This window comes from Blastococcus sp. VKM Ac-2987, from assembly GCF_026967805.1.
In the GTDB taxonomy this organism is placed as follows: domain Bacteria; phylum Actinomycetota; class Actinomycetes; order Mycobacteriales; family Geodermatophilaceae; genus Blastococcus.
The window spans coordinates 917,480-942,137 of the sequence record NZ_JAPVBG010000002.1; the positions used below are offsets into that span (position 1 = coordinate 917,480).

General features: G+C 74.4%; 23 protein-coding genes. 12 read left to right on the forward strand and 11 right to left on the reverse strand.

Annotation, left to right across the window (positions count from 1 at the left end; genetic code table 11):
* Positions 1-2: 2 nt before the first annotated feature.
* Genes O2W17_RS13360 through O2W17_RS13370 form a run of 3 tightly spaced genes read right to left on the reverse strand, consistent with a single transcriptional unit; the run spans position 3 to position 2,568 of the window.
* On the reverse strand, positions 3-611 hold the full coding sequence (locus tag O2W17_RS13360) for a Maf family protein (protein WP_269192908.1): 609 nt from the start codon (positions 609-611) through the stop codon (positions 3-5).
* On the reverse strand, positions 608-943 hold the full coding sequence (locus O2W17_RS13365; RefSeq protein ID WP_269192909.1) for an acyl-CoA carboxylase subunit epsilon: 336 nt from the start codon (positions 941-943) through the stop codon (positions 608-610). Before O2W17_RS13365 ends, O2W17_RS13360 begins: the two co-directional genes overlap by 4 nt.
* The gene (locus tag O2W17_RS13370; RefSeq protein WP_269192910.1) at positions 940-2,568 is read right to left on the reverse strand and encodes an acyl-CoA carboxylase subunit beta; all 1,629 of its coding nucleotides are present in this window, start codon (positions 2,566-2,568) and stop codon (positions 940-942) included. The genes O2W17_RS13365 and O2W17_RS13370 overlap by 4 nt, the downstream gene beginning before the upstream one ends.
* A 280-nt stretch (positions 2,569-2,848) precedes the next feature.
* On the opposite strand from O2W17_RS13370, the gene O2W17_RS13375 reads away from it, so the two are divergent.
* The 5 genes from O2W17_RS13375 to O2W17_RS13395 all read left to right on the forward strand — a co-directional run bounded on the left by O2W17_RS13375 (position 2,849) and on the right by O2W17_RS13395 (position 9,844).
* Complete coding sequence (locus tag O2W17_RS13375) at positions 2,849-3,691, forward strand: biotin--[acetyl-CoA-carboxylase] ligase (protein WP_269192911.1); 843 nt, start codon at positions 2,849-2,851, stop codon at positions 3,689-3,691.
* Positions 3,692-3,737: 46 nt separating this feature from the next.
* Positions 3,738-5,054: an acyltransferase family protein gene (locus tag O2W17_RS13380; protein WP_269192912.1), complete on the forward strand. Its 1,317-nt coding sequence runs from the start codon at positions 3,738-3,740 to the stop codon at positions 5,052-5,054.
* Positions 5,055-5,085: 31 nt separating this feature from the next.
* Positions 5,086-5,661 (forward strand): PH domain-containing protein, encoded by a 576-nt coding sequence (locus O2W17_RS13385; protein WP_269192913.1) that lies wholly within the window; start codon positions 5,086-5,088, stop codon positions 5,659-5,661.
* Positions 5,662-5,738: 77 nt separating this feature from the next.
* A complete protein-coding gene (locus O2W17_RS13390; protein ID WP_269192914.1) occupies positions 5,739-6,887 on the forward strand; it encodes an exonuclease SbcCD subunit D in 1,149 nt (382 codons plus the stop codon).
* On the forward strand, positions 6,884-9,844 hold the full coding sequence (locus O2W17_RS13395; RefSeq protein WP_269192915.1) for an AAA family ATPase: 2,961 nt from the start codon (positions 6,884-6,886) through the stop codon (positions 9,842-9,844). The genes O2W17_RS13390 and O2W17_RS13395 overlap by 4 nt, the downstream gene beginning before the upstream one ends.
* Positions 9,845-9,908: 64 nt before the next feature.
* Here the strand turns inward: O2W17_RS13395 and O2W17_RS13400 are convergent, their stop codons facing one another.
* Both O2W17_RS13400 and O2W17_RS13405 read right to left on the reverse strand, forming a co-directional pair.
* A complete protein-coding gene (locus O2W17_RS13400) occupies positions 9,909-10,427 on the reverse strand; it encodes a hypothetical protein (protein ID WP_269192916.1) in 519 nt (172 codons plus the stop codon).
* Positions 10,428-10,494: 67 nt separating this feature from the next.
* On the reverse strand, positions 10,495-11,160 hold the full coding sequence (locus O2W17_RS13405) for a hypothetical protein (protein ID WP_269192917.1): 666 nt from the start codon (positions 11,158-11,160) through the stop codon (positions 10,495-10,497).
* 174 nt (positions 11,161-11,334) lie between these two features.
* Between O2W17_RS13405 and O2W17_RS13410 the strand changes: the two genes are divergently transcribed.
* Together O2W17_RS13410 and neuC are read left to right on the forward strand one after the other, a co-directional pair.
* A complete protein-coding gene (locus O2W17_RS13410; RefSeq protein WP_269192918.1) occupies positions 11,335-12,384 on the forward strand; it encodes an N-acetylneuraminate synthase family protein in 1,050 nt (349 codons plus the stop codon).
* On the forward strand, positions 12,381-13,520 hold the full coding sequence (gene neuC / locus O2W17_RS13415) for a UDP-N-acetylglucosamine 2-epimerase (protein ID WP_269192919.1): 1,140 nt from the start codon (positions 12,381-12,383) through the stop codon (positions 13,518-13,520). The genes O2W17_RS13410 and neuC overlap by 4 nt, the downstream gene beginning before the upstream one ends.
* 7 nt (positions 13,521-13,527) lie before the next feature.
* Here neuC and O2W17_RS13420 read toward each other — a convergent pair whose 3' ends face one another.
* On the reverse strand, positions 13,528-14,232 hold the full coding sequence (locus tag O2W17_RS13420; RefSeq protein ID WP_269192920.1) for an acylneuraminate cytidylyltransferase family protein: 705 nt from the start codon (positions 14,230-14,232) through the stop codon (positions 13,528-13,530).
* Complete coding sequence (locus O2W17_RS13425) at positions 14,229-14,717, reverse strand: GtrA family protein (protein WP_269192921.1); 489 nt, start codon at positions 14,715-14,717, stop codon at positions 14,229-14,231. Before O2W17_RS13425 ends, O2W17_RS13420 begins: the two co-directional genes overlap by 4 nt.
* 70 nt (positions 14,718-14,787) lie before the next feature.
* Between O2W17_RS13425 and O2W17_RS13430 the strand changes: the two genes are divergently transcribed.
* From O2W17_RS13430 to O2W17_RS13440, 3 genes are read left to right on the forward strand one after another with little or no spacing between them, the layout of a single operon-like run.
* The gene (locus O2W17_RS13430; protein ID WP_269192922.1) at positions 14,788-15,993 is read left to right on the forward strand and encodes a 5-(carboxyamino)imidazole ribonucleotide synthase; all 1,206 of its coding nucleotides are present in this window, start codon (positions 14,788-14,790) and stop codon (positions 15,991-15,993) included.
* Positions 15,994-16,009: 16 nt separating this feature from the next.
* Positions 16,010-16,534 carry a 5-(carboxyamino)imidazole ribonucleotide mutase gene (purE, locus tag O2W17_RS13435; protein ID WP_331254302.1) on the forward strand — a complete coding sequence of 175 codons (525 nt, stop codon included), beginning with the start codon at positions 16,010-16,012 and terminating at the stop codon, positions 16,532-16,534.
* A gap of 23 nt (positions 16,535-16,557) precedes the next feature.
* Positions 16,558-17,712 (forward strand): acyl-CoA dehydrogenase family protein, encoded by a 1,155-nt coding sequence (locus tag O2W17_RS13440; protein ID WP_269192923.1) that lies wholly within the window; start codon positions 16,558-16,560, stop codon positions 17,710-17,712.
* A gap of 65 nt (positions 17,713-17,777) precedes the next feature.
* Here the strand turns inward: O2W17_RS13440 and O2W17_RS13445 are convergent, their stop codons facing one another.
* A complete protein-coding gene (locus tag O2W17_RS13445; protein ID WP_269192924.1) occupies positions 17,778-18,389 on the reverse strand; it encodes a DUF305 domain-containing protein in 612 nt (203 codons plus the stop codon).
* A 242-nt stretch (positions 18,390-18,631) separates the two neighbouring features.
* Here O2W17_RS13445 and O2W17_RS13450 point away from each other — a divergent pair, with 242 nt between their 5' ends.
* Complete coding sequence (locus tag O2W17_RS13450; RefSeq protein ID WP_269192925.1) at positions 18,632-19,009, forward strand: ArsR/SmtB family transcription factor; 378 nt, start codon at positions 18,632-18,634, stop codon at positions 19,007-19,009.
* Positions 19,010-19,035: 26 nt separating this feature from the next.
* On the opposite strand, the gene O2W17_RS13455 is transcribed toward O2W17_RS13450, so the two are convergent.
* Genes O2W17_RS13455 through O2W17_RS13465 form a run of 3 tightly spaced genes read right to left on the reverse strand, consistent with a single transcriptional unit; the run spans position 19,036 to position 22,070 of the window.
* Complete coding sequence (locus tag O2W17_RS13455) at positions 19,036-19,857, reverse strand: DUF1028 domain-containing protein (RefSeq protein ID WP_269192926.1); 822 nt, start codon at positions 19,855-19,857, stop codon at positions 19,036-19,038.
* A 42-nt stretch (positions 19,858-19,899) separates the two neighbouring features.
* Complete coding sequence (locus tag O2W17_RS13460; RefSeq protein WP_269192927.1) at positions 19,900-20,697, reverse strand: TIGR03089 family protein; 798 nt, start codon at positions 20,695-20,697, stop codon at positions 19,900-19,902.
* Positions 20,697-22,070 carry an LCP family protein gene (locus tag O2W17_RS13465; RefSeq protein WP_269192928.1) on the reverse strand — a complete coding sequence of 458 codons (1,374 nt, stop codon included), beginning with the start codon at positions 22,068-22,070 and terminating at the stop codon, positions 20,697-20,699. Before O2W17_RS13465 ends, O2W17_RS13460 begins: the two co-directional genes overlap by 1 nt.
* A gap of 549 nt (positions 22,071-22,619) precedes the next feature.
* Here O2W17_RS13465 and O2W17_RS13470 point away from each other — a divergent pair.
* Positions 22,620-24,658 (forward strand): N-acetylmuramoyl-L-alanine amidase (locus tag O2W17_RS13470; RefSeq protein WP_269192929.1); only part of this gene is annotated, 2,039 nt, incomplete at its 3' end.

Genomic DNA, 24,658 nt, shown 5'->3' on the forward strand with positions numbered 1-24,658 from the left:
GCTCAGCGGCGCCATAGGTCGGTGATGGCCAGGCCGCGTTTGGCCAGCTGGGTCCGCAGGACCGTCAGCGACAACCCCACCACGGCCGCCGGATCGCCCTCGACCCGGCGCACGAACGGGGCGCCGAGCCCGTCGAGGGTGAACGCGCCCGCCACGGCCAGCGGCTCCCCGGTGGCGAGGTAGGCCTCGACCTCCGGCGGCGTGGGCTCGGCGAAGTAGACGACGGTCGAGGCCACCGCGATGTCCCGGCTGACGACGGCGCCGTCCCGGACGTCGAACAGCGCCTGGCCGGTGTGCAGGACGCCGGAGCGCCCGGCCATGCGCCGCCAGCGGTCGCGCGCCTCGGCGGCGTCGGCCGGCTTGCCCTGCGGCTTCCCGGCGAACTCCAGCAGCGAGTCCGCCCCGATGACCAGGGCGTCGGTCTCCTGCTTGGCGACGGCGGCGGCCTTGGCGGCGGCGAGCAGGGCGACCTGCTCGGCCACGCGCGGGGCGGAGTAGGAGGATTCGTCGACGTCGCTCACCACGACCTCGGGCGACAGACCGGCCTGCCGCAGCAGGGACAGCCGGGCCGGCGAGGCCGACGCCAGCACCAGCCGGCGGTCGGCGCTCATGCGAACCGCCCGGCTGCGCGCCAGCCGCCGTGGCCGTGCGCGAGGGCACCCCGGTGGCCGTCGGCGTAGGAGGCCCAGGCGCCCACCGGCGTCGGCCGGCGGCGCTCCCGGCGCTGCGACATCGCCGCGACCACGACGGTCAGCGCAGCCAGCTCCTCCGCCGTCGGCTCGCCCTTGACGACGCGCAGCAGCGGTGGTGAAGCGGGGGACGGCTCCTGGTCCGGTCGCGCCGAGTGGGCCCCGGAGGGGTCCGCGTAGGCGGGACGGAGGCGCTCGTCGCCGCCGGGGGACGGCAACTGGCCGCGGTGCGGCCCGGAGGGTCGCAGTGTCATAGCGGGATGTTCCCGTGCTTCTTCGCGGGCAGCGTCTGGCGCTTGTTGGCCAGCACGCGCAGCGCCTTGGTCACCTGCACGCGGGTGTGCGACGGCGGGATGACCGCGTCGACGTAGCCGCGGTCGGCGGCGATGTAGGGGTTGGCGAGGGTGTCCTCGTACTCCGAGATCAGCTCCGCGCGGCGGGTGTCCGGGTCGTCGGCCGCGGCCAGTTCCTTGCGGTAGAGGATGCCGACCGCGCCCTGCGCGCCGACCACGGCGATCTGCGCCGTCGGCCAGGCGAGGTTCACGTCCGCGCCGAGGTGCTTGGAGCCCATGACGTCGTAGGCGCCGCCGTAGGCCTTGCGGGTGATGACCGTGACCTTGGGGACGGTCGCCTCGGCGTAGGCGTAGATCAGCTTGGCGCCGCGGCGGATGATGCCCTCCCACTCCTGCGAGGTGCCGGGCAGGAAGCCCGGGACGTCGACGAAGGTGAGCACCGGGATGTTGAAGGCGTCGCAGGTGCGGACGAACCGCGCCGCCTTCTCGCTGGCGTCGATGTCCAGGGTGCCGGCGAACTGGGTGGGCTGGTTGGCCACGACCCCGACCGGCCGGCCCTCGACCCGGCCGAAGCCGATCAGGATGTTCGGCGCGAACAGCGGTTGCACCTCGAGGAACTCGCCGTCGTCGAGGACGTGCTCGATGACGGTGTGCATGTCGTAGGGCGTGTTCGCCGAGTCGGGGACGAAGGTGTCGAGCTCGAGGTCCTCGTCGGTCAGCGCGTCCGGCAGCACGGTCTCCACCGGCGGCGTCTCGAGCGCCGGCAGCGGGTCGAGGTTGTTGCTGGGGAGGTAGGACAGCAGCGCCTTGACGTAGTCGAGGGCGTCGGCCTCGTCCTCGGCCAGGTAGTGCGCGACACCGGACTTGGTGTTGTGCGTGCGCGCACCACCGAGCTCCTCGAGGGAGACGTCCTCGCCGGTCACGGTCTTCACGACGTCGGGGCCGGTGATGAACATCTGGCTGGTCTTGTCGACCATGACGATGAAGTCGGTGAGCGCGGGGGAGTAGACGTGCCCGCCGGCCGCCGGCCCCATGACCAGCGAGATCTGCGGGATGACGCCGGAGGCGTGCACGTTGCGCCGGAAGATCTCGCCGTAGAGGCCGAGGGAGACCACGCCCTCCTGGATGCGCGCCCCGCCGCCCTCGTTGATGCCGATGACGGGGCAGCCGTCCTGGATGGCGAAGTCCTGGACCTTGACGATCTTCTCGCCGTAGACCTCGCCGAGGCTCCCGCCGAAGACGGTCACGTCCTGGGAGAAGATCGCCACCGGGCGGCCGTCGACCGTGCCGTACCCGGTGACGACGCCGTCGCCGAAGGGGCGCTTGTCGGCCATCCCGAAGTTCGTCGACCGGTGCCGGGCGAACTCGTCGAACTCGGTGAACGAGCCCGGGTCCAGCAGCGCGTCGATCCGCTCGCGGGCGGTCATCTTGCCCGCGGCGTGCTGCTTCTCCACGGCTCGCTCGGAGCCCGCGTGCTGGGCCTCCTGCACCCGTCGCTCGAAGTCGGCGAGCTTCCCGGCCGTCGTGTGGATGTCGACGTCGTCGGGGACGTGCTCCCCGGCGCTCTCCAGTTCAGCCGCGCTCACGTGTCCTCCTCGCTGGCGCCCCTCGGCCGCGTCCGCGCGCCGCTGGTCTGCTCGTCCGTGACCCACCCGGCCGGTCACGTGTCCTGCCCCGCGGTTGCCCGGAAGGCCCTCGCGTCCGTGCCGTGCCCGTGTGCCGGCCCCGACGTGCCGGGGCTCCGGGTTCCGTAGCGTAGGGGAGCCACCGGCCGGCTCTCCCGCTGGAGTCCGACGGTCCGCCGTCCGGGTGGGCGGCGGACCGGGCCGGACAGCGCCGCCGGGCACCGGTGGCTAGCGTGATCGGGTGCCCGATGCCCCCTCCTCCCGCTGGTCGGACCTGGAGCGCCCCGCCTTCGACGCGCGGGCGCTCGACACGGCGCTCCGCCGGGACAGCAGGCTGTGGCGGTCGGTCGAGGTCGTCGCCGAGATCGGCTCGACCAACGCCGCGCTGGCCGCGGCGGCCGCGGAGGACGCCCCCGAGGGCACCGTCCTCGTCGCCGAGCACCAGGTCACCGGACGGGGTCGCCTCGACCGGCTGTGGACCTCGCCCCCGCGGGCCGGCCTGACCGTGTCCTTCCTGCTGCGCCCGGACGTCCCGGCCGCGCGCCGCGGCTGGCTCCCCCTGCTCACCGGGGTCGCGCTGGCCGAGTCGGTGCGGGAGGTCAGCGGTGTCCTCGCATCGGTGAAGTGGCCCAACGACCTGCTCGCCGGCGACGGGCGGAAGCTGGCCGGCATCCTGGCCGAGTCGGTCGCGGGCGGCACTCTCCCGGCCGGCGTCGTCGTCGGGGTGGGGCTCAACGTCTCGACCACGGCCGCCGAGCTCCCGGAGACCGGGACGTCCCTGTCGGTGGTCACCGGCGCGACCGTCGACCGGGCGCCGGTGCTGCTGGGCTTCCTGCGTGCCCTCGAGCGGCGCTACCTGGGCTGGGTCGAGGCGCTGGGCGATCCGGTGGTGTCCGGGCTGGCGCAGGACTACCTGGCGTGGTCGTCGACCGTCGGCCGCACGGTGGAGGTGACCATGCCCGACGGCTCGGCTCTGGTCGGCACCGCCCGGGCGATCGACTGGGACGGCCGGCTGGTCGTCGACAGCCCCGGGGGCACGGTGGCGCTCGCCAGCGGGGACGTGCGACACGTCCGCGCCTCCTGAGTGTCGGTCACCGTGCGGAGGCGCGCCCGCCCGTTACTGTTTCGAAATGCATTCGGTCGCCGACCCCGCCACGCCCGCATCCGGGGGGCGCGGATCGCTCGGTCCATCGGAACGTCCGGAGAGCAGGCAGACGCAGCTCCCGGATCCCAGCAGCGAGCCCACCAGCCCGCTCAAGGGTGAGATCCGGGCGCTCACCGGCCTGCGCTTCGTCGCCTCGATCCTGGTGGTGGCGCTGCACCTGAGCTACGCGCCGGGGCCCACCTTCACCGGGCTGCTCGCACCGCTGGCTCCCGTGGTGGCCGCAGGCTGGCTCGGGGTCGACCTGTTCTTCGTGCTCAGTGGTTTCGTCATCACGCTGAACTACACCGGCCACCTGGGACAGTCCTTCTCCGCGCGCAAGGCCTACGTCTTCCTCTGGGCGCGGATCACGCGGATCTGGCCGACCTTCGCCCTGGTGACCGTGCTGTTCGGCGGGTGGCTGCTGGCCCGGTCGTGGTTCGACGACAACCCGTCGTTCCAGGCGGTCCAGCCGCAGCTGAGCGTGCCGCACCTGGTCGAGCAGCTGCTCATGGTGCAGCAGTGGCACCGGCCGTACTTCCCGGGCGCCTCGTACGTGGGGCCGGGGTGGTCGGTCAGCGCGGAGTGGCTGGCCTACTGCGCCTTCCCGGTGCTCGCGCTGGGGCTGTGGCGGCTCCGGCGGGCCTCGGCGTCGGTCACCGGATCGCTGGCCCTGCTCTGCATGGTGCCGTTCGTCGTCCACAACCTGGTCGCCGGGACCGCGGGCTTCGAGTACCAGTGGCTGGCCCGCATCGCGGCCGGGTTCACGGCCGGCGCACTCACCTGCCTGGCGGTGCAGCGGCTGGGGACGAACCCGCGCTCGGGCCCGGTGGCCGAGAAGGTGGCCGCCGTCCTCGCCGGCTGCCTCCTGGTCGCGGTGTTCGTCGCCGACCGCGTGGGCGCCGCGCTGGGGGGCGACTACCAGGGTGTCGTGGTCGTACTGTTCCCGCCGCTGGTCGGTGCCCTGGCGCTCGCGCGCGGGAGCGGCAGCCGGTGGCTGGGCTCGCGGGTCCTCGTGCACGGCGGCCGCATCTCCTACGCCCTCTACCTGGTGCACTACTGCGTCTTCGAGATCGTCTGGACGGCGATGCTGTCCATCGCGGTGATCGGCCCCACCACCATCGGCGGGTCCGTCGTCACCGTGCTGTCGGTGCCCCTGGCCCTGGTGCTCGCGCACCTGCTGTACACGCGGGTGGAGGAGCCGGCCCGCCGCAAGCTGCGGATCATCGGCCCCCGGACGTCGGAGGACCGGCCCGGCGACGCCCGTCCCCGCACCCGGGCGGCGACACACGCCGCGAAGGCATGACGGGCGGGGGCGCCTCCGTCATCCTGGCAGGGTGCCCTACCCCGACAAGCTCCTCGCCGACGACGAAGAGGTCGTGCGCCACCTGCACCCGCACTGGCTGACGCTCTTCTGGCCGGTGGTGTGCTTCCTGCTCGTCGTCGGTGGTGTCTCGTTCGGCGCCGCGCTCGTCCCCGCGGGGCCGCAGCAGGGGATGATCCGGCTGGGGATCGTGGTGCTGGCGGCCCTGCTGCTGCTGTTCCTCGTCGTCGTCCCCCTGCTGCGCTGGCGGACGACGCACTACGTCATCACCACCCACCGGCTGCTGTTCCGCGAGGGCGTCCTGACCCGCCGCGGCCGCGACCTCGGGCTCGCCCGGATCACCGACGTCTCCTACACCCAGACGCTGTGGGAGCGGATCATCAGGTCCGGCACGCTGACGATCGAGACCGCGGGGGACGGCGGCGCCACGGTGCTGCGGCAGATCCCCGACAGCGACGGCGTCCAGCAGCTGATCAACGTGATGATCGAGGAGGACGCCGACCGGCGGGCCCAGGAGAACGCCGGCTACCTCCGCGGCGAGGACGGCTGGCCGCCCGCGGACGGCTGGCGGGCCACCAGCGTGCTCTGACCGCGCACCGGATGTGACGGGTCCGTCACGGCGCGCCTGAACGGTTCTGTCGGACCCCCTCCCTACCTTCTGCGGACATGCGGCTGCTGCACACCTCGGACTGGCACATCGGCCGCACCCTGCACGGCACGGACCTGCTCGCCGAGCAGGAGGCGGTCCTGGGCGGCCTGGCCGCCGTCGTCACCGCGGAGCGGGTCGACGTCGTCGTCGTGGCCGGCGACGTCTACGACCGCGCGGTGCCCTCGGCCGACGCAACCGGGGTGCTCGACCGCGTCATCGGCCGGCTGCTGGCCACCGGCGCGCGGGTGGTCCTCACCCCGGGCAACCACGACTCGGCACGCCGGCTCGGCACCTTCTCCGGCCTGCTCAGCGCGGCCGGTCTGCACGTCCGGGCGGTCACGCCGCGGCTGGACGAGCCGGTGCTGCTCGCCGACGAGCACGGCGAGGTGGCCGTGTACGGCATCCCTTACCTGGAGCCGGAGGTGGCCCGCCACGAGCTGGGCGTGCCCGAGGCGCGCGGGCACGAGGCGGTGCTGCGCGAGGCCATGGACCGCGTGCGCGCCGATCTGTTCCTGCGGCCGGGGGCCCGGTCGGTGGTGCTCGCGCACGCCTTCGTCGGCGGCGGGGTGGCCAGCGAGAGCGAGCGGGACATCTGCGTCGGCGGGGTCGACCTGGTGCCGGCGAAGGTCTTCGACGGCGTGGACTACGTCGCCCTCGGGCACCTGCACCGGCCGCAGACGCTCTCCCCGCGGATGCGGTACAGCGGGTCCCCGCTGGCCTACTCGTTCGGGGAGGCGGGCCAGCAGAAGCAGGCCTGGCTGGTCGACCTCGACGCATCGGGCCTGGCCGACGTCCGGGCGCTGCCGCTGCCCACACCCCGGCCCCTCTCGGTGCTCACCGGCACCCTGGAGGAGCTGCTCGCCGAGCCGGCGCACGCCGCCGCCGAGCAGCACTTCGTCTCCGCCCGCCTCACCGACCCGGCCCGCCCGGCCGACCCCATGCGCCGGCTGCAGGCGCGCTTCCCGTTCTGCGTCCACCTGGACTGGGCGGGTGCCGGAACGGCGGGCGAGGGCGGGAGCTACCAGGAGCGGATGGAGGGGCGCAGCGCCCTCGACGTCGCCGGCGAGTTCGTCAGCCACGTGCGCGGCGTGCCGGCCACCGCCGGGGAGCGGGAGCTGCTGGCCCGTGCGCTCGGTGCCGCGGACCGCGCGGAGGCGGCCCGATGAGGCTGCACCGGCTGTCGGTCACCGCGTTCGGCCCGTTCGCCGGCACGGTCGAGGTCGACCTCGACGAGGTCGGCCGGGACGGGCTGTTCCTGCTCTGGGGGCCCACGGGCGCGGGCAAGACGACCCTGCTCGACGCCGTGGTGTTCGCCCTCTACGGGCGGGTGCCCGGGGCGCGCGGCGAGGAGAAACGGCTGCGCAGCGACCACGCCGACGCGGCCACGCGCACGGAGGTCACCTGCGAGCTCACCCTGGGCGCGGAGCGGCTGCGGGTGGTGCGACGGCCGGAGCAGCAGCGGCCGAAGAAGCGCGGCGAGGGGTGGGCCACCGAGCAGGCGAAGCTGCTGGTCTCCCGGCTCACCGACGGCGGGTGGGAGCCGGTCAGCACGAGGATCGACGAGGGCTCCGAGCACCTGCGCACGCGGCTGGGGCTCGACGTCCACCAGTTCTGCCAGGTCGTGCTGCTCCCGCAGGGCGACTTCGCGCGGTTCCTGCGCGCCGAGCCCGAGCACCGGGCCGAGCTGCTGCGCACGCTCTTCGACGTCGACCGGTTCGCCCGGGCCGAGGACTGGCTGGCCGAGGAGCGCGCGGCGGCCCGCGAGCGCACCGCGGCGCAGCGCGCGCAGCTGGGCACGCTGGTCGCCCGGGTGGCCCAGATCGCCGACGTCGACGTGCCCGAGGAGCTCGCGCCGGAGCTCGTCGGGGCAGGTCCGGGCACCCGGGTCGTGCCGTGGGTGGAGAAGGTCCGCGTGGGGGCGACCCAGCGGTTGGCGGAGCAAGGGGCCCGGGCCGACGCGGCCGCCGCGGAGGTGGCGGCGATCGACGCCGAGCTGGCGGCCGCCCGGGCCCTGGCGGAGCGGCACGCCCGGCGGGCCCAGGCCGCGACGGAGCTGGCGAGGCTGGCCGAGCGGGAGCCGGCGCTCGCGCCCCTGCGCGCCGAGCGGGACGCCGGCCGCCGGGCCGAGCCGCTGCGCGACGTGCTGCAGGCGGCCGGGGCGGCGGCGCTGGCCGCGGAGCGCGCCGCGGTCGCGTCGACGACGGCAGTGACCGCCTGGCTGCCGGTCGCCGAGGGGCGGGAGGCCACGACGGCGCTGGCCCGGGAGCTGCGGGACCAGGCGGCCGAGGCGCGGGCGCTGCTGCCGGAGGTGGCGCGGGCGGCGGCCGTCGAGCGGGCCGTCGTCGCTCTGGACCGCACCGTGGCCGAGCTGGCCGAGCGCTGCGCCGACGGGGAGGGGGTCCTGGCCGGCTTCCCCGCCCGGCTCGCCGAGCAGGAGGAGCGGCTCGCCCGGGCGCGGGCCGCCGCGGCCGCGCTGCCGGGGCAGCGGAGCGCGCTGGAGACCGCGCAGGGCGCGCTCGAGGCGGCCCGGGCCGCCGCGTCGCTGGAGGGCCGGCTCTCGGGCCTGCGCGCGGACGTGCAGGTGCGCCGCGAGGCGTGGGCCGACGCCCGCGAGCACTGGCTGGACCTGCGCGGCCGGCGGCTCGACGGGATGGCCGCCGAGCTGGCCGCGGCGCTCGCGGACGGCGCCGACTGCCCCGTCTGCGGCGCCACCGAGCACCCGCGGCCGGCGGTGCACGGCGGGGCGCGGGTCACCGCGGCCGACGAGGACGCCGCCCGGGCCGCAGCCGACGCCGAGGAGACCGCCCTCGCCACGGCGACCGCCCGGCTCGACGCCGCCGAGCGCGAGCTGGCCGGGCTGCGCGCCCGCGCGGGGGAGCTCCCGGTGCCGGAGCAGGCGGAGCGGGTCGCCGGCCTGACCTCCGCCGTGCGAGCCGCCGCGGAGCTGGCCGCAGGGCTCGCCGCGGCCGAGGCCGCGCTGCAGCGGCTGACCGGTGAGCGGGAGGCCGCCACCGCCCGGCTGGCCGCGGACCGCGAGGAGCGCCGGGCGCGGATCGCCGAGCGCGAGGCGCTCGCCCTGGGGCTGGCCGACCTGTCCGAGCGGCTGACCGCCGCGCGCGGCGACGACCCGGATCTCCCGGCCCGCGTCGCACGGCTGTCGGTGGCGGCCGACCGGTGCGAGGTGGTCGTCGCCGCCGAGGCCGAGGACGTGCGTGCGCGCGCCCAGGCGGGGACCGCCCGCCGGGCTGCCGAGGAGCGGGCGGGGGCCGCGGGCTTCGACGACGTGCTCGGCGCCGCGGCCGCCCTCCTCGAGCCCGGCCGCCTCACCCGGCTGGACCGGGAGCTGGACGAGCACGACCAGCGGGTCGCGGTGCTGCGCGGGCGGCTGGCCGACGCCGAACTGGCGGACCTGCCCCCGCAGCCCGATCTCGGCGCGCTGGAGGACCGCTGTGCCGGCGTCACCCGGCGCCGGGAGGACGCGGTGGCCTCGCTGGAGCAGGCGCGGCGCTGCACGGCGTCCCTGGCCGATCTCGTCGGCCGGGTGACGGCCGCGGAGCTGGAGCTGGCCGAGCTGCGCGACTGGGCCGATCAGGTGACCGCGCTCGCCGACCTCGCCCACGGCCGAGGTGCCAACACCCGCCGGATGCGGCTGCAGTCGTTCGTCCTCGCCGCGCGCCTGGAGCAGGTGGCCGAGGTGGCCAGCCGGCGGCTGCTGGACATGTCCGGCGGCCGCTACACCTTCCTGCACAGCGACGCGCAGGGCCGGCACGGCGCCCGGGGCGGGCTGGGGCTGGACGTCTTCGACGAGTACACCGGTGTCCGGCGGCCCACGAAGACCCTCTCCGGCGGGGAGAGCTTCATGGCCTCCCTGGCACTGGCCCTCGGTCTCGCCGACGTCGTCACCGCAGAGACCGGAGGCGTGCGCATCGACACCCTGTTCGTCGACGAGGGCTTCGGCACCCTCGACGCGCAGGCGCTGGACGCGGTGATGACGGTGCTCGACGAGCTGCGCCGGGGCGGGCGCACGGTCGGCGTGATCAGCCACCTGGAGGAGCTGCGCACCCGCATCCCCACGCGGCTCGAGGTCGTCGCGGGTCGCAACGGGTCCCGGCTGGCCGGCTGAGAGCGGAGCCGCGGGGCCACGACCGCCGGCAACGGGCGGCACGCCCCACCGAGGTGGAGGGGCGTCAGCCGGTCGGCGGCGGGAAGGCGCGGTCCTCCAGGCGACGGATGCGCTCCTCGTACGCGGAGACGGCCGACAGGCGAGCGCGGATGCGGGCGTGCTCCTCGCGCACCACGTCGACCAGCATCCGGGACTCCGAGAGCTCGTCGTTCCCACCGGCGTTCACGACCACCGGCCGGGCCTGTCGTTCCAGTCGCTGCTCGAAGCTGGCGGCCTGCGGCGCCAGCCGGGAGATCTGGTGGGCGTTCCAGGTGGCCTGCTCGTCGAGGCGCCGCAGCCGGTCCTCCGCGCTGCCCGTCACCTCGTCCAGCCGGTCGACGCGTTCGGAGACGTTCTTCAGGTCCACGGCCGCGGCCTTCAGGTCCAGGGCTGCGGGCAGCTGGTCGATGCGGTCCACCCGGTCGGCCAGCTGGTCGACACGGGCGGCGAGCGCGTCCAGCCGGCGGGAGAGGTCGTCCTCCCGCTCGACCAGCGGCCGGACCCCCTCGTCGACACGGGACCGGAGGGCCCGGTCGAGTCGCACACGGATCCTGTGCGGCAGCGGCAGCCTCATTCGCTGAACTCTCCTCGGCACGTCGTCGTGGATCCGCTCAGGCCCACACGCGGGTGCGCCCGTCGGCCAGCCAACCACGCATCAGCTGCGCCTCGGCAGCCAGCCGGTGCTCCGGCGTGAGGGTGGTCGCGCTGCCCGACGCGTGCTCCCAGCTGGTCTGGCCGGGGTCGTCGATGAACGAGTAGCCGGCCAGCTCGACGCGGGCATCGGGAAAGGCGTCGTGCGCCCAGAACGCGGCCATGGTGCCGGTCGTGGACCACACGCCGTCGCGGAGGCTGTCCAGCCCCAGCGCGTCCGACAGCCGCAGCGTCAGGTCGGCGTTGGACAGGTGGACCTGGCCGAGATCACTCGGCCACCAGTCCGGAAGCGCCTCGCGCTCCCAGTGCAGGCGTCCGGGCTCGACCAGGAGGTACAGCCGGTACTGGTAGTCCTCGAAGAACCAGCGCGTGGCCACCAGACCGCGGTGGAAGAACACCGCGTCGACCCGCTTGCCGTAGTTCGGCGGCTCGCCGTCCTCGTCGAGCCGGAAGCTGTTGACCCGGATCACCAGGTCGCAGCCGTCCACGGCCGCGGCCCGCTCGGGCGAGGGGAGCATCGGCTTGTTGCCCAGCACGGCGATCGACCGGATGCGTGGGTCCCGCGCGTAGCTGCGCACGAGCTCGCGCAGATCGTTGCGCCGCTGTTCCTCCACCGTCTCGCCCATGTGGTCGCACCCCTCCCGCGAACGCGGCCGATCGTAGTGCGCGCGCCGGCTGCTGCCCCCGCCGCGCTGCCGGGAGGGCCGGGGCGGGTGGGCCTGCTGTGGCACCGGGGCACGGTGTGCCGGGCGTTTCCCGGCGTCCGTGCCCGGAGGTCCGCGTCCTCTACCGTGGGGCGCATGTCGGCACCTGCCCCGAAGATGACGATCGGTGCCCGCGCGATCGGGCCCGGGCACCGTCCCCTGGTCATCGCCGAACTCGGCATCAACCACGACGGCGACCTCGACCGGATGCACCGCATGATCGACGACGCGGCCGACGCCGGGGTCGAGTGCGTCAAGTTCCAGTCGCACGTCGTCGAGGACGAGATGATCCCCAACGACGTCGTCCCGGGGAACGCCGACGAGTCGATCTACACGATGATGCAGCGCTGCGCCCTCTCCGCCGCCGAGGAGAAGGACGTCTTCGCGCACGCGCACGACCGCGGGTTGATCGCACTGTCCACGCCGTTCAGCCGTGCCGCGGCCGACCGTCTGGCCGGTCTCGACGTCCCGGCCTTCAAGATCGGCTCGGGCGAGTGCAACAACTACCCACTGGTCCGGCACATCGCCTCGTTCGGCAAGCCGGTGCTGCTCAGCACGGGGATGAACGACGTCTCCACGATCCGCCCGTCGGTCGAGCTGCTCCGCTCCGCCGGCGTTCCTTTCGCGCTGATGCACTGCACGAGCCTCTACCCGACGCCGCCGGAGAAGGTGCGCCTCGGCGGGATCACCGAGCTGCAGGAGGCGTTCCCCGACGCGGTGCTCGGACTGTCGGACCACACCACGTCCATCTACGCCTGCCTCGGCGGGGTGGCGGTGGGCGCAGACGTCCTGGAGCGCCACTTCACCTCGGACCTGTCCTGGCCCGGGCCCGACATCCCGATCTCCAGCCTGCCGGCCGACTTCGGCCGTCTGGTCGAGGGTGCGGACGTCCTGGCGGCAGCACGCGGCGGACGCAAGGAGATCCTCCCGGAGGAGCAGCCCACCATCGACTTCGCGTACGCGTGCGTGGTGACCACCGCCCGCGTGACGGCCGGCGAGCCGTTCGGCGTCGACAACGTGTGGGTCAAGCGCCCGGGTACCGGCGAACTCAAGGCCGTCGACTACGACGCGGTGCTGGGCCGGGTGGCCGCCCGCGACCTGCCCGCCGACGTGCAGCTGTCCTGGGCCGACCTGGCGGCCGGGTGAGCGAGCCGGCCAGGGCCCGCCGCATCATCGGCATCACCGGTACGCGCGCCGACTTCGGCAAGATGCGCGACGTCTTCCTCGGCTTGCAGGACGCTCCCGACGTCGACTTCTCGCTGGTGGTCACCGGTATGCACCTGCTGCACCGGTACGGCTACACGGTCCGCGAGATCGAGCGCGCCGGGCTGCGGCGCGTCCACCACGTGCCCAACCAGGTCGAGGACGAGCCGATGGCGCTGGTCCTCGCGAACAGCTTGAACTCCATCGCTCGGCTGCTGCTCGCCGAGTCCGCCGACATGGTGCTCGTGCACGGGGACCGCGTCGAGGCGCTGGCCGGCGGGCTGGCCGGCAGCCTGACCAACACCCGGGTCGCCCACGTGGAGGGCGGCGAGGTCTCCGGGACGATCGACGACTCGATCCGGCACTCGCTGACCAAGCAGGCGCACGTCCACTTCGTGGCCAACGAGTCGGCCTGCGCCCGGGTCCGGCAGCTGGGGGAGGACGAGGACCGCATCTTCGTCGTGGGCAGCCCGGAGGCCGATGCGCTCGCTGTCGCGGCGGTCAGCCCGTTGGGGCCGGTGCGCGAACGGTACGGGACGCCCGAGCCGCCGTACGGGATCGTGGCCATGCACCCCGTCACCACCGAGGTCGGTACCAACCGCCGCCAGGCCGAGGAGCTCGTGGACGCCGTCCTGGAGCTCGGAGGCTCCTGGGTGGTGATCGACCCGAACAACGACGAGGGCACCCCCGACGTCCGGGCCGCGCTCGAGCGCCTGCACGGGCGGCCGGGGATCGTCCGGCTGCCGTCGATGCGGTTCCCCGCGTACCTGACCCTGCTCCGGCACGCGGAGGTGATCGTCGGGAACTCCAGCAGCGGGGTCCGGGAGGCGCCGGTGCTCGGAACCCCTGCCGTCGACGTGGGCTCCCGGCAGAACGGCCGGTCCCCGGCGACGTCGGTGCAGCACGTCGCGGCCCGTGCCGGAGAGATCGCGGCTGCCGTCCGCCAGGCCCGGGCACAGGGGCCGACGCCGCCGGAGGAGCACTTCGGATCTGTGGGGGCAGCCGGGCGCATCGTGTCCCTGCTGCGGGATGACGCGGTGTGGCAGTTGCCGCTGCAGAAGCGGTTCGCCGACCGCTGAGCGGCGCTCAGTCCTCGCCGAGCTCGCGCGCCGCCCGTCGCACCCGTTCGAGGTCCGCCACGGTGTCCACGTCGGCGCTCCGCTCGACGGGCATCGGCACCGCCGCCACCTCCGGGACGATCACCGAGTCCGCGGCGCGCATGGCGCCCAGGGCGGTGGCGTAGACGGCGCCGTTGATCCGCAGCGCCTCGGGGAGCTCCTGCCGCGGAGCCTCGAGATCGGGCCAGGTGCGCACCGGGCGGACGGACCCGTCCGGCCCCACCAGCAGCTGCTTCCAGGGATGGTGGTCGGCGGTGGTCACGGTGAGGGTCGTGCGCACGTCGCCCCGGGCGTGCCGCTCGAGGACGGCGCGGACGTCGTCGGCGGTGCGCAACGGGGATGTCGGCTGGAGCAGGACGACCGTCGTGTCGTCCGGCAGGTCCAGCGTCCGGGCCGCGTGCAGCAACGCGGACACCGTCCGGCTGCTGCCGGTCGACAGCTCCGCCGGCCGGAGGACGACCGTCGCCCCGAGCCGCTCGGCCTCCTCGGCGATGTCGGTCCCGTCGGTGCTGACGACGACCTGTTCGATACCGGCTCCGCGCGCGCTGCGGACGGCGCGGGCCACCAGGGACGCGTTCCCGACCGTCATCAGGTTCTTCCCCGGCAGGCCACGTGAGCCGGCCCGGGCCGGGACGACGGCGACGGCCCGGCCCGGCGGCGCCGGCACGCTCACCGGACCCGCTCGGCCACGGGCGGCTGCTCCCGGGGCGTCGCGGACTCCTCCACGAACACCCACCGCCGGTACGCGAGGAAGCGCAGCACCGTGCCGAGCCCGATGGAGAGGAGGTTGGCGCCCTGCAGCACCAGGGCGCTGTCCTGCCCGAGGGGGTAGCGGACGACGCCGATGATGGTCAGGCCCAGGAGCAGTGCGGCGGCGTTGACCGCGACGAACAGGGTGTACTCACGGCGCAGGCCGGTGCGGGCACGGTCGGCGAACGACCAGAACCGGTGCCCGACGAAGGCGAGGGTCATCGAGACCAGGGTGGCCAGCAGCTTCGACGTCACCGCCCCCAGACCCACGTGGGCGTAGAGCAGCTGGAACAGGCCCACGTCGACCAGGAAGCACACCGCGCCCACGACGCCGAAGGCGCCGAGCTCCCGCATCAGTCGGCTCGGGCCGTCGCGCAGGAGCCGGCGCAGCTGCGCGAGGGAGGCCACGGGCTCCAGTCTACGGAGGGACCCGGACGGTGCTCGGGCCGCGCGGGCGCCGGGCTAGCCTTCGGGCACCATGCCTGCGCCCCTGCACCCGCACACCGGACTTCCCGTGGTGGCCATGATCGGCGGCGGTCAGCTCGCCCGCATGACCCACCAGGCCGCCGTCGCCCTCGGCCAGTCGCTGCGGGTCCTGGCCGCCGGCCCCGACGAGTCGGCCGCGCTCGTCGCCACCGACGTGCGGATCGGTGACCACCGGGACCTGGACGCGCTGCGCGCCGTGGCCGACGGCGCCACCGTCGTCACCTTCGACCACGAGCACGTGCCGACCGAGCACCTGGCGGCGCTCGAGGCGGCGGGCACCCGGGTCGCGCCCGGCCCGCGGGCACTGGTGCACGCCCAGGACAAGCTGGTCCTCCGGCGGGCGCTGGCCGAGGCGGGGGAGCCCCAGCCGGCGTGGGCGGAGGCGTCCTCGGCCGCCGACGTCGAGGAGTTCGCCCGCACCGCCGGGTGGCCGGTCGTCCTGAAGACCCCGCGCGGCGGCTACGACGGCAAGGGCGTCTTCGTCGTGCGGGACGTCGCGGCGGCGACGGCGCTGCTGGAGCGGCACGGCACCCTGCTGGCCGAGCAGCGCGTGGCGATGGTTCGGGAGCTGTCCGCCCAGGTGGCCCGCTCGCCGTTCGGCCAGGTGGCGGTGTGGCCGGTGGTGGAGACCGTCCAGCGCGACGGGGTGTGCGCCGAGGTGGTCGCCCCGGCGCCCGGCCTCTCGGAGGAGCGCGCGGCCGCCGCGCAGGAGCTCGCCGTGCGGATCGCCGACTCCCTCGGCGTCGTGGGCATGCTCGCCGTCGAGCTGTTCGAGACCACGGACGGCGTGCTGGTCAACGAGCTGGCCATGCGCCCGCACAACTCCGGCCACTGGACCATCGAGGGCGCCCGCACGAGCCAGTTCGAGCAGCACCTGCGCGCGGTCCTCGACTACCCGCTGGGCTCGACGGCGATGACCGCCCCGGTCGCGGTGATGGCCAACGTCCTGGGTGGTGCCGCGGCGGCCGAGGGCTGGTCGGGGCCGGCGCTCGACGAGCGCGTGCACCACTTCATGGCGCACTGGCCGGACGTGAAGCTGCACTGGTACGGCAAGACCCAGCGCCCGGGCCGCAAGCTCGGGCACGTGACGGCGCTGGGCGACGACGTCGCCGAGGTGCGGGCCCGGGCGGTCGCCGCCGCGCGCTATCTCGCCGACGGGGTCGTGGACCCCGCCTTCGCCTTCGAGCACGACCACTGAGCGCCGAGGAGGCCCCGTGAGCCAGCCGGTCCCCGCCGACCACCCGGTCGTCGGCATCGTGATGGGCAGCGACTCCGACTGGCCGATGATGGCGCCGGCCGCCGAGGCGCTGGCGGAGTTCGGCATCGGCTACGAGGCGCACGTCGTCTCGGCCCACCGCACCCCGCGCCGCATGCTCGACTACGCCGAGGGCGCGGCCGGCCGGGGGCTGCGGGTGATCGTCGCCGGCGCCGGGGGAGCGGCGCACCTGCCGGGCATGGTCGCGGCGGCCACGCCGCTGCCGGTCATCGGCGTGCCGCGGCCGCTGGACCGGCTGGACGGGCTGGACAGCCTGCTGTCGATCGTGCAGATGCCGGCCGGCGTGCCGGTGGCCACCGTGGGCATCGGCGGCGGGCGGAACGCCGGCCTGCTCGCCGTCCGCATCCTCGCCGCGGCCGACCCGCAGCTTCGTGCCCGGGTCGAGCGGTTCCAGGCCGAGCTCGCCGAGAGCGTCGTCGCCCGCGATCTCACCCTCCAGGAGCGCCTCGCTACCGACGGGTAGTCGGACGTCCTACGATCGGAGACGTGGGTACGAACAGCGGGCTGTACGCGTTGACCGAGGAGCACGAGGCGATCCGGGCGGCGGTGCGCGACATCGCCGAGCGGGAGATCGCCCCCTACGCCGCCGAGGTGGACGCCGACTCGCGCTACCCGATCGAGGCGCAGAAGGCGCTCACCGCGGCCGGCTTCCACGCCACCCACATCCCCGAGCAGTACGGCGGCGAGGGCGCCGACGCGATCGCCACCTGCATCGTCATCGAGGAGGTCGCCCGCGTCGACGTCAGCGCCTCGCTCATCCCCGCGGTCAACAAGCTCGGGTCGATGCCGATCATCCTGTCCGCGTCCGAGGACGTGAAGCAGAAGGTGCTGCCGTCGATCGCCTCCGGCGAGGCGATGATCAGCTACGGGCTCTCCGAGCGGGAGGCCGGCTCCGACGCCGCGGCGATGAAGACCCGCGCCCGGCTCGACGGCGACAGCTGGGTGCTCGACGGCACCAAGGCCTGGATCACCAACTCCGGCGTCTCCGAGTGGTACACGGTCATGGCCGTCACCGATCCCGGGAAGGGTGCCAACGGCATCTCCGCGTTCGCCGTGCACCGCGACGACCCGGGCTTCGCCGTTGGCCCGAAGGAACGCAAGATGGGCATCAAGGGGTCGCCCACCTGCGAGCTCTACTTCACCGGCTGCACCATCCCGGCCGACCGGATCATCGGTGCGCCCGGCACCGGCTTCAAGACGGCGCTGCGCACACTGGACTTCACCCGGCCGACCATCGGCGCGCAGGCCGTCGGCGTGGCCCAGGGCGCGCTGGACGCGTCGGTGGCCTACGTCAAGGAGCGTCGGCAGTTCGGGACGTCGATCGGCTCGTTCCAGGGCGTGCAGTTCATGCTCGCCGACATGGAGATGAAGATCGAGGCGGCCCGCCACCTGGTCTACGTCGCGGCCGCGGCGGGGGAGCAGGGTCGGCCCGGCGTCACCCGGGTCTCGGCCTCGGCCAAGGCGTTCGCCTCCGACGTCGCCATGCAGGTGACCACCGACGCCGTCCAGCTCTTCGGTGGCGCCGGCTACACCCAGGACTTCCCGGTCGAGCGGATGATGCGCGACGCCAAGATCACCCAGATCTACGAGGGCACCAACCAGGTGCAGCGCATGGTCATCGCCCGGAGCCTGCTGAAGTAGGCGCCGAGGGGGCCCGCGCGGTGCGGGCCCCCGGCCGCCCGCGGCGCCCGATCAGCTGCCGGCGCTCAGTCCGCCCGCGGGCAGTCGCGCAGGGCGGAGCCCTCGAACTCGGGGACGGGCCGGGCCAGCGCCTCCTCGAGGGTCTCCGCCTCGCCGTTCTCCCGGATGTCCTCGATCAGCCACTCCATCTCGGCGATCTCCCGCTCCTGGGCCCGGATGATCTCGACGGCGAGCTGGCACACCCGGACGTCGTCGATGTCCGCGCGCTCGGAGCGGGTGATGGCCAGCGAGTGGTGCGGGATCATCGCGCTCATCCAGTTGACGTCGTCCACCGTGGTCTGGCTGCGGTCGAGGAAGACGCCGCCGCCCAGCAGCAGCAGACTCGCCGCCACGATGGCGATGTTGCCCTTGATGTTCTTGTACATGTTCAGCATCCAGGCGAGCATGACCAGCCCCATGGTGCCGCCCATGGTGAGCGCCATGAACACGCGGCTCTCGCTGAACCGGACGTGGCTCCACTCCCACGTGCCGGCGAACATGGTGAAGTACATGACGACCATGGACGTGCTGATCATGGCCGCGAAGCGCAGGTACATCTTCGTCTGGTGCGACATCCCGCCGCCGCCCTGACCCTGCTCCTGGCCCTCGTGGCCCTCGTGGCCCTGCTTCGTCGCCATGGCTCCGGTCTCCACTCTCTCGTCGTGTGCGCGAGCGGCTCGCCCCGCGGCCGCCGTGCACGGCTTCGCTCTCGTCCCAGGGTGATGGCCCGCACCCGTCCCGGCGCGCGGACCGCGGCGCCGCGGGACCTGGGCGTCCGTCCGCATGCCCGTACGGTCGTACGGGTAAACGCAGGCGCTCCAGTGGCGGGCGGCTTACCGGGAGACCGTCCGGGTATGGGCGCCGCCGGAGGTGTCCCCCGATGTCTGGTTCCCCGCACGCGCACCCGGTCGATCCCGAGCGGGTCGCCCACGCCCGCGCGCGGCTCCCCGGTCGGGAGGAGGCCGCCCGGCTGACCAGCGTGCTGAGCCTGATGGCCGATCCCACCCGGGCCCGGGTCCTGTTCGCGCTCGACGTGGTGGAGGAGCTCTGCGTCGGCGACCTCGCGCTGGCCCTGGACGTCAACGAGGACGCCGTCGGCTACGCCCTGCGGTTGCTGCGCACCGCCGGTCTGGTGACCAACCGGAAGCAGGGACGGGTCGTGTTCTACCGCCTGGCCGAGGGCTTCCCCGAGCCGCTGCGCGACCACTGCCTCCGCCAGCTGGTCGTCCTGTCGAACGCCGCCCCGGGCGACGACTGACCGGTCCGCGCCGCCGGCGACGCCCCTCAGTCCAGCAGGCGGGACACCGCGGACAACCGCCCGTCGCCGGCCATCGCGCTCAGCCAGGCCGACCACCCCGGCCGGCGGCGCAGCTCCTCCAGCGCCCGCCGGGCACCGTCGCGGTCGCCGCGACGGGACGCGGCCAGCGCCGCGTAGAGGTCGCGGGCGCCCTCGGGGGCGAACAGCGCCAGGTGCTCGTAGTCGCGCTCGTCGTAGGCGCGCTGCAGGTTCCGCAGCATCCGCAGCTGCGCGACCGGGTCCCGGGAGTCGTCGACCCGCAGGTCCGTCCGGATGCCGTCGTCCTCGTCGGTGGCCGGGTCCCCACCGACCACGAGCAGCGCGGCGGACTGGCGTCCACGCAGGTCCCCGCCCGCCGCCTGGCCGGCACCGAGCGCGGTCAGGAGCCGGTCGGCGAACGCACCGCCCGCGGCGCCGAACGCCTGCGACATGGCGGGCAGCACCTCGTCGGACGCCAGCATGTTGCCCTGCACGCTGACACCGGCGTCCACCAGGTGACCGCACGCGGGGAAGGAGCCCGGTCCGGTGTCCGCCGCGACCCGGCCCGTGGCGTCCAGCACCGCGAGCTGCCGGTCGGCGTCCTCGGCCGAGTGCGCGGCCCGGCGCACCAGGGTCGCCGGGGCCTCTCCCGCCGCCAACCCGGACAGCAGCGCGTTCCCCAGGCCCCGCCGGCTGCGCGCCTGGACGGCGACGATCCCCACCCCGGGCCGGGCGGCCGGCACCGCCCGGCCGACGGCCAGGATGCACGAGGAGACGGCGATGCCGAGGTCACCGGTGGCGGGGTCGCGGGCGAGGACGGAGAACGTCACCGCGGTGCGGGGGTCGTGCCGGCGGGCGGCGGGGCGGACGGATCAGGCGTCGCGACCGAGTTCGCGGATACCGTCCACACGCTGTCCGAGCGTAGCCGTCACCCGCTCGCTCGCCGCCCGCTGCGCCAGCCCGGACACGTCCACCGAGCCGACCAGGACGACGGAGGCGCCGGCCGCCAGCGGGGCGAGCAGCCAGGCGACCGGACCGGCCTCGGCAGCGACGCGGGCATCGACGAGCAACCGGTCGCCCTCGACGATGCCCAGCCTTCCGGCCAGCTCGACGGCGGCGTCGACCAGGCCGCCGAGCGAGAGCTCCAGCCCGCCGAGCACGAGGCCCGGCCCGTCCGCCCGGGGCGGCGCCCAGGCGGCGAAGACGTCCCCGTGCGCGCGCACCTCGAGCGCGAAGTCGCGGGCCGGGCCCGCGTAGCCGGTCATGCCCATGCCCAGCGGGTGCAGCGAGAGCCCCAGCAGCTCCTCGACGCCCTGCTCCTCGATCGCGCCCAGGCGGTCCTGGGCGGCGAGCACCACGTCGGCGCCGTCGAGCCGGCCGTCGTCCTCCGCCGCGGTGTCCAGGACCGCCGCGCCGCAGCTCCACACCCCGAGCAGGACCGCGGCGGTCTGCCAGTGCACCGGCAGGGCCAGCGCCACGCTGCTGCCCGGCCCGACGTCGAACTCCTCCTGCAGGAGGTTCGCCGTCTTGGCCACCCAGTTGGCCAGCGTGGTCGCCGACAGCTCCACCCGCTCGCCGCTGGCGTCGTCGTACCAGGTCAGCAGCGGGGTGGCGGGGGACCGGCGCAGCGCCTGCGCGAGCAGGTCGGCCGGCAGGGCGGGCGCGGCCATCAGTTGATGCAGGTGGTGTCGGCGGCGGTGCGGGCGTCCTCGGCCTCGACCGCCGCGGCCGGGGCGGGCGGGGTGACCGCAGTCCCGACGCCGTTGAAGTCGCTGCCGAGCACCAGCTGGACGGTGCCGCCGGCGGCGTCGTCGCTCTCCGCCAGGACCGCGCCCGGGATGGCGGCGGCCACCGTGCCGGCGAGCGCCTCGTCACCGGGGGCGTGGCGGACCTCGGTCCGGTCGTGGTCCATGGACGACGCATTGCCGGTCGAGCCGACGGGGAAACCCGCCGCGGTCAGGGCCGAGGCCGCCTTCGCGGCGAGGCCCGGGGTCCCCGAGCCGTTGTAGACGTCGACCGGGACCCGCGCGGGGTCGACGGCCTGCGGCGCCTCCGGCGTGGCCGGGGCCACCTCCTCGGGCTCGGCCGAGAGGTCGGCGAAGTACGCCCGGAGCGCGTCCTCGTCCTCGAGCCGGACGATCGACTTCCCCTCCTCCTCACCGGTCCCCTGGTTCGGCACGGTCTGGAACTCGATGCTGCCGGCGGTCACCGACTGCATCTGCTCGGCGAGCTGGAGCAGGTCGAGGTTCTCGTCGACGGTCAGCGCCTGCGACGCGGCCTCGACCAGTTCGCGCTGCTTGCCGAGGTCGAACAGGACGTCCTCGGAGAGCATCTTGCGCAGCACGCCGGCGATGAACACCTGCTGGCGGACGATCCGGTCGAAGTCGCCGCGGCCCTGCGGGCCGAAGTTGTGCCGCTGGCGCACGAACTTCAACGCGTCCGCGCCGCTGATCGTCTGCACGCCGGCGGGGAAGTAGGCGCCGGACCACTCGCGGTCGTCGACGGGCTTGCAGAGGTTGACCTCCACCCCGCCGACGACGCCGGACAGCTCGAAGAAGCCGAGCAGGTCGACCTCGGCGTAGTGGTCGATGCGCAGCCCGGTCAGCTGGGAGATGGTCTGCACCAGCAGCTGCGAGCCCTGCGCGGACCGCACCTCGTCGGAGGCGCCGTCGGGGGCGTTCATCCGGCCGTAGGCGTAGGCGGCGTTGAGCCGGTCCTCGCCGTAGCCGGGGATCTCCACCCACGAGTCGCGCGGGAACGAGACGAAGGCTGCCTTCGAGCCGTCGGCAGGCACGTGCACGAGGATCATCGTGTCGGTGTTGCTGCCCGAGTCGGAGCCGGCGTTGAGGTCGGCGAGCTGCTGCTCGGTGAGCGAGCTGCGGCTGTCGTTGCCCACCAGCAGCAGGTTCATCGCCTCACCGGCGTTGGCCGACGCGTCGTTGCCCTCGCTCGGGATCGCGTCCGTCCGGTTGACCGTGGCCGCCGCCACCTGACCCAGGTACCAGCCCCAGCCGGTGCCGGCGAGGAGGAAGGCCGAGAGCAACCCGGCGACGACGCGGACCGCGGTCGCCCCATGTCCGGTGCGAGCCCGGCCCGCGGCCTGCCCGGACTGCTCGCCGGAACCACCGCGGGAACGCGTCGGGCGCCCCGCACGGGGGTCGAGGCGCGGAGGCAGGGGGCGCCTGGCCGACCCATCCTGCTCGTGCCGGTCTCGGCTCACGTGGTGTCCTCACATGCGGTGATCAGCGCCTGCGCGGCCGGCGCAGGAGGCGCCGTGCCGGACGAGTTGTGACGCTTCGGGCATCGGTGTCGGCAAGGCTAGCCACGCCCGGGAGCCACGAAAGGGCTCCGACACGGAATTAGTGCCAGCCCCACGTCGCAGTGCGCCCGCCCGGTCACGGAGATGCGCACGAAGCCCAGCCGTCACACCCTTCACCGCTCGACGTGTCGCCCGCCCCACCGGGCGCGCGCCGGTGAATTCTTCGCGGATGGACTCAAGAGGTCCCCGGCCCCTGACGAAGACCTCAGGAAGACCTGTCGTTCCCTCCACCGGGAGGGGTGCAGCCCGCTGACCGCGAAAGGAACCTCGTTCGTGCGCCGATTCGCCGCGGGACTCATCGCCTTCCTGGCCTTCTCGGGAGTAGTCCTCGTCCTCCCCGTCTACGCCGAGACCGGGCCAGAGGCCCAGCCGGTCGCCACGGGCACGCAGGAAGTGGCGCTGGGATCGGTGGCGGACCCGGCCCCGGTGGCCGAGGTGCAGGAGGGGACGAGCGAGCCGGTGACCGGCGTCCCCGACACCGCGCCGACGCTCACGGTCAGCCGTACCGGCGTCGCGTCGTTCTCCCTGGTCGGGGTCACCTGGGCGTACGACGCCGCCGTCACCGACGTCCGCGTGCAGGTCCGGGTGCAGGACGCGGCCGGCGCGTGGGGCGGGTGGACCGAGGTCGGCCCGGAGGACGCCGGCGCCGACGCCGGCCAGGACGTCGCCGCGGCGGTGCAGCGACGCGGCGGGACCGCGCCGCTCTGGACCGGGCCGAGCACGGGCGTGGAGGTCGAGCTGGTGACCCGGTCCGGCGCTGCGCCCACCGACGTGCAGCTGGACCTGGTCGACCCCGGGACGAGCCCGGCGGACTCCTCGCTGGAGAGCCCGGAGATCCAGGACACCGCGGACGCGGCGATGGACATGCCTGACGTCTACTCCCGGGCCCAGTGGGGAGCCGACGAGTCGATCATGGGGTGGGACCCGGAGTACGCGCCCACCATCCGGGCCGCGACGCTGCACCACACGGCCGACACGAACAACTACACGGCCGACCAGGTGCCGGCGATGATGCGGTCGATCTACCGCTACCACTCGGTGAGCCTCGGGTGGGGCGACATCGGCTACAACGTCATCGCCGACAAGTTCGGCCGGCTGTGGGAGGGCCGTGCCGGTGGCCTGTCGAGCACGGTCATCGGCGCCCACGCCGGCGGCTTCAACACCGGCACCTTCGGCGTCTCGATGCTGGGCAACTACGAGACGGTGCCCACCACCCCGGCGATGGTGGACGCCGTGGCGGCGATCATCGCCTGGAAGTTCTCCCTCTACGGCATCGATCCGGCGGGGACCACCCAGCTGACGTCCAAGGGCGGGGGCACGGCCAGGTACAAGGCAGGTACGTCGGTCACCCTGCCGACCGTCTTCGGGCACCGGGACGTCGGCAGCACCGCCTGCCCCGGGCAGTACGGGTACGCCGAGCTCCCGGGCATCCGGGCCAAGGTCGTCGCCCGGATGCCCAACCGGGCGCAGGACATGGCCGCGCGGCACGCCGCCGCCGGCGGGACCACCACCCTGGGCAGCCCGGTCGGATCGCTGCAGTCCGCCGCCGACGTGTCGTGGCAGGCGTACGAGAAGGGGCGCGTGTACTGGAGCCCGGCCACCGGCGCCACGGTGCTGATGAACGGGCCGCTCCTGGACACGTACCTCGGCTGGGGCGGGCCGGCGGCGCTGGGCGCGCCCTCAGCCGACGAGAAGTCCACCTACCGGAACGGCGGGAAGTACGTCGCCTTCCGGGGCGGCGGGATCTACTGGTCCCAGGCGACGGGCGCGCACGTGGTCAAGGGCGCGACCTTCGACCTCTGGGCGCGCAACGGCTGGGAGACCGGCTTCCTGGGCTACCCGACGACCGACGAGTCCAACGCCCCGGGCGGGACGTACACGCACTTCCAAGGCGGGTCGATCTACTGGTCGCCGGCCACGGGTGCGCACTACGTCAAGGGCGCGATCTACGACACCTGGGCGAAGACCGGGTACGAGAGCGGGTTCCTCGGGTTCCCGACGCGGGACGAGACCAACGTGCGGGGCGGCACGTTCAGCCTGTTCCAGGGCGGCGCCGTCTACTGGTCGCCGGCCACGGGAGCGCACTACGTCAAGGGCGCGATCTACGACACCTGGGCCAAGGCCGGGTACGAGGGCGGCGTGCTCGGGTTCCCGACGCGGGACGAGACCAACGTCCGGGGCGGCACGTTCAGCCTGTTCCAGGGCGGCGCCGTCTACTGGTCGCCGGCCACGGGTGCGCACTACGTCAAGGGCGCGATCTACGACACCTGGGCCAAGGCCGGGTACGAGGGCGGCGTGCTCGGGTTCCCGAC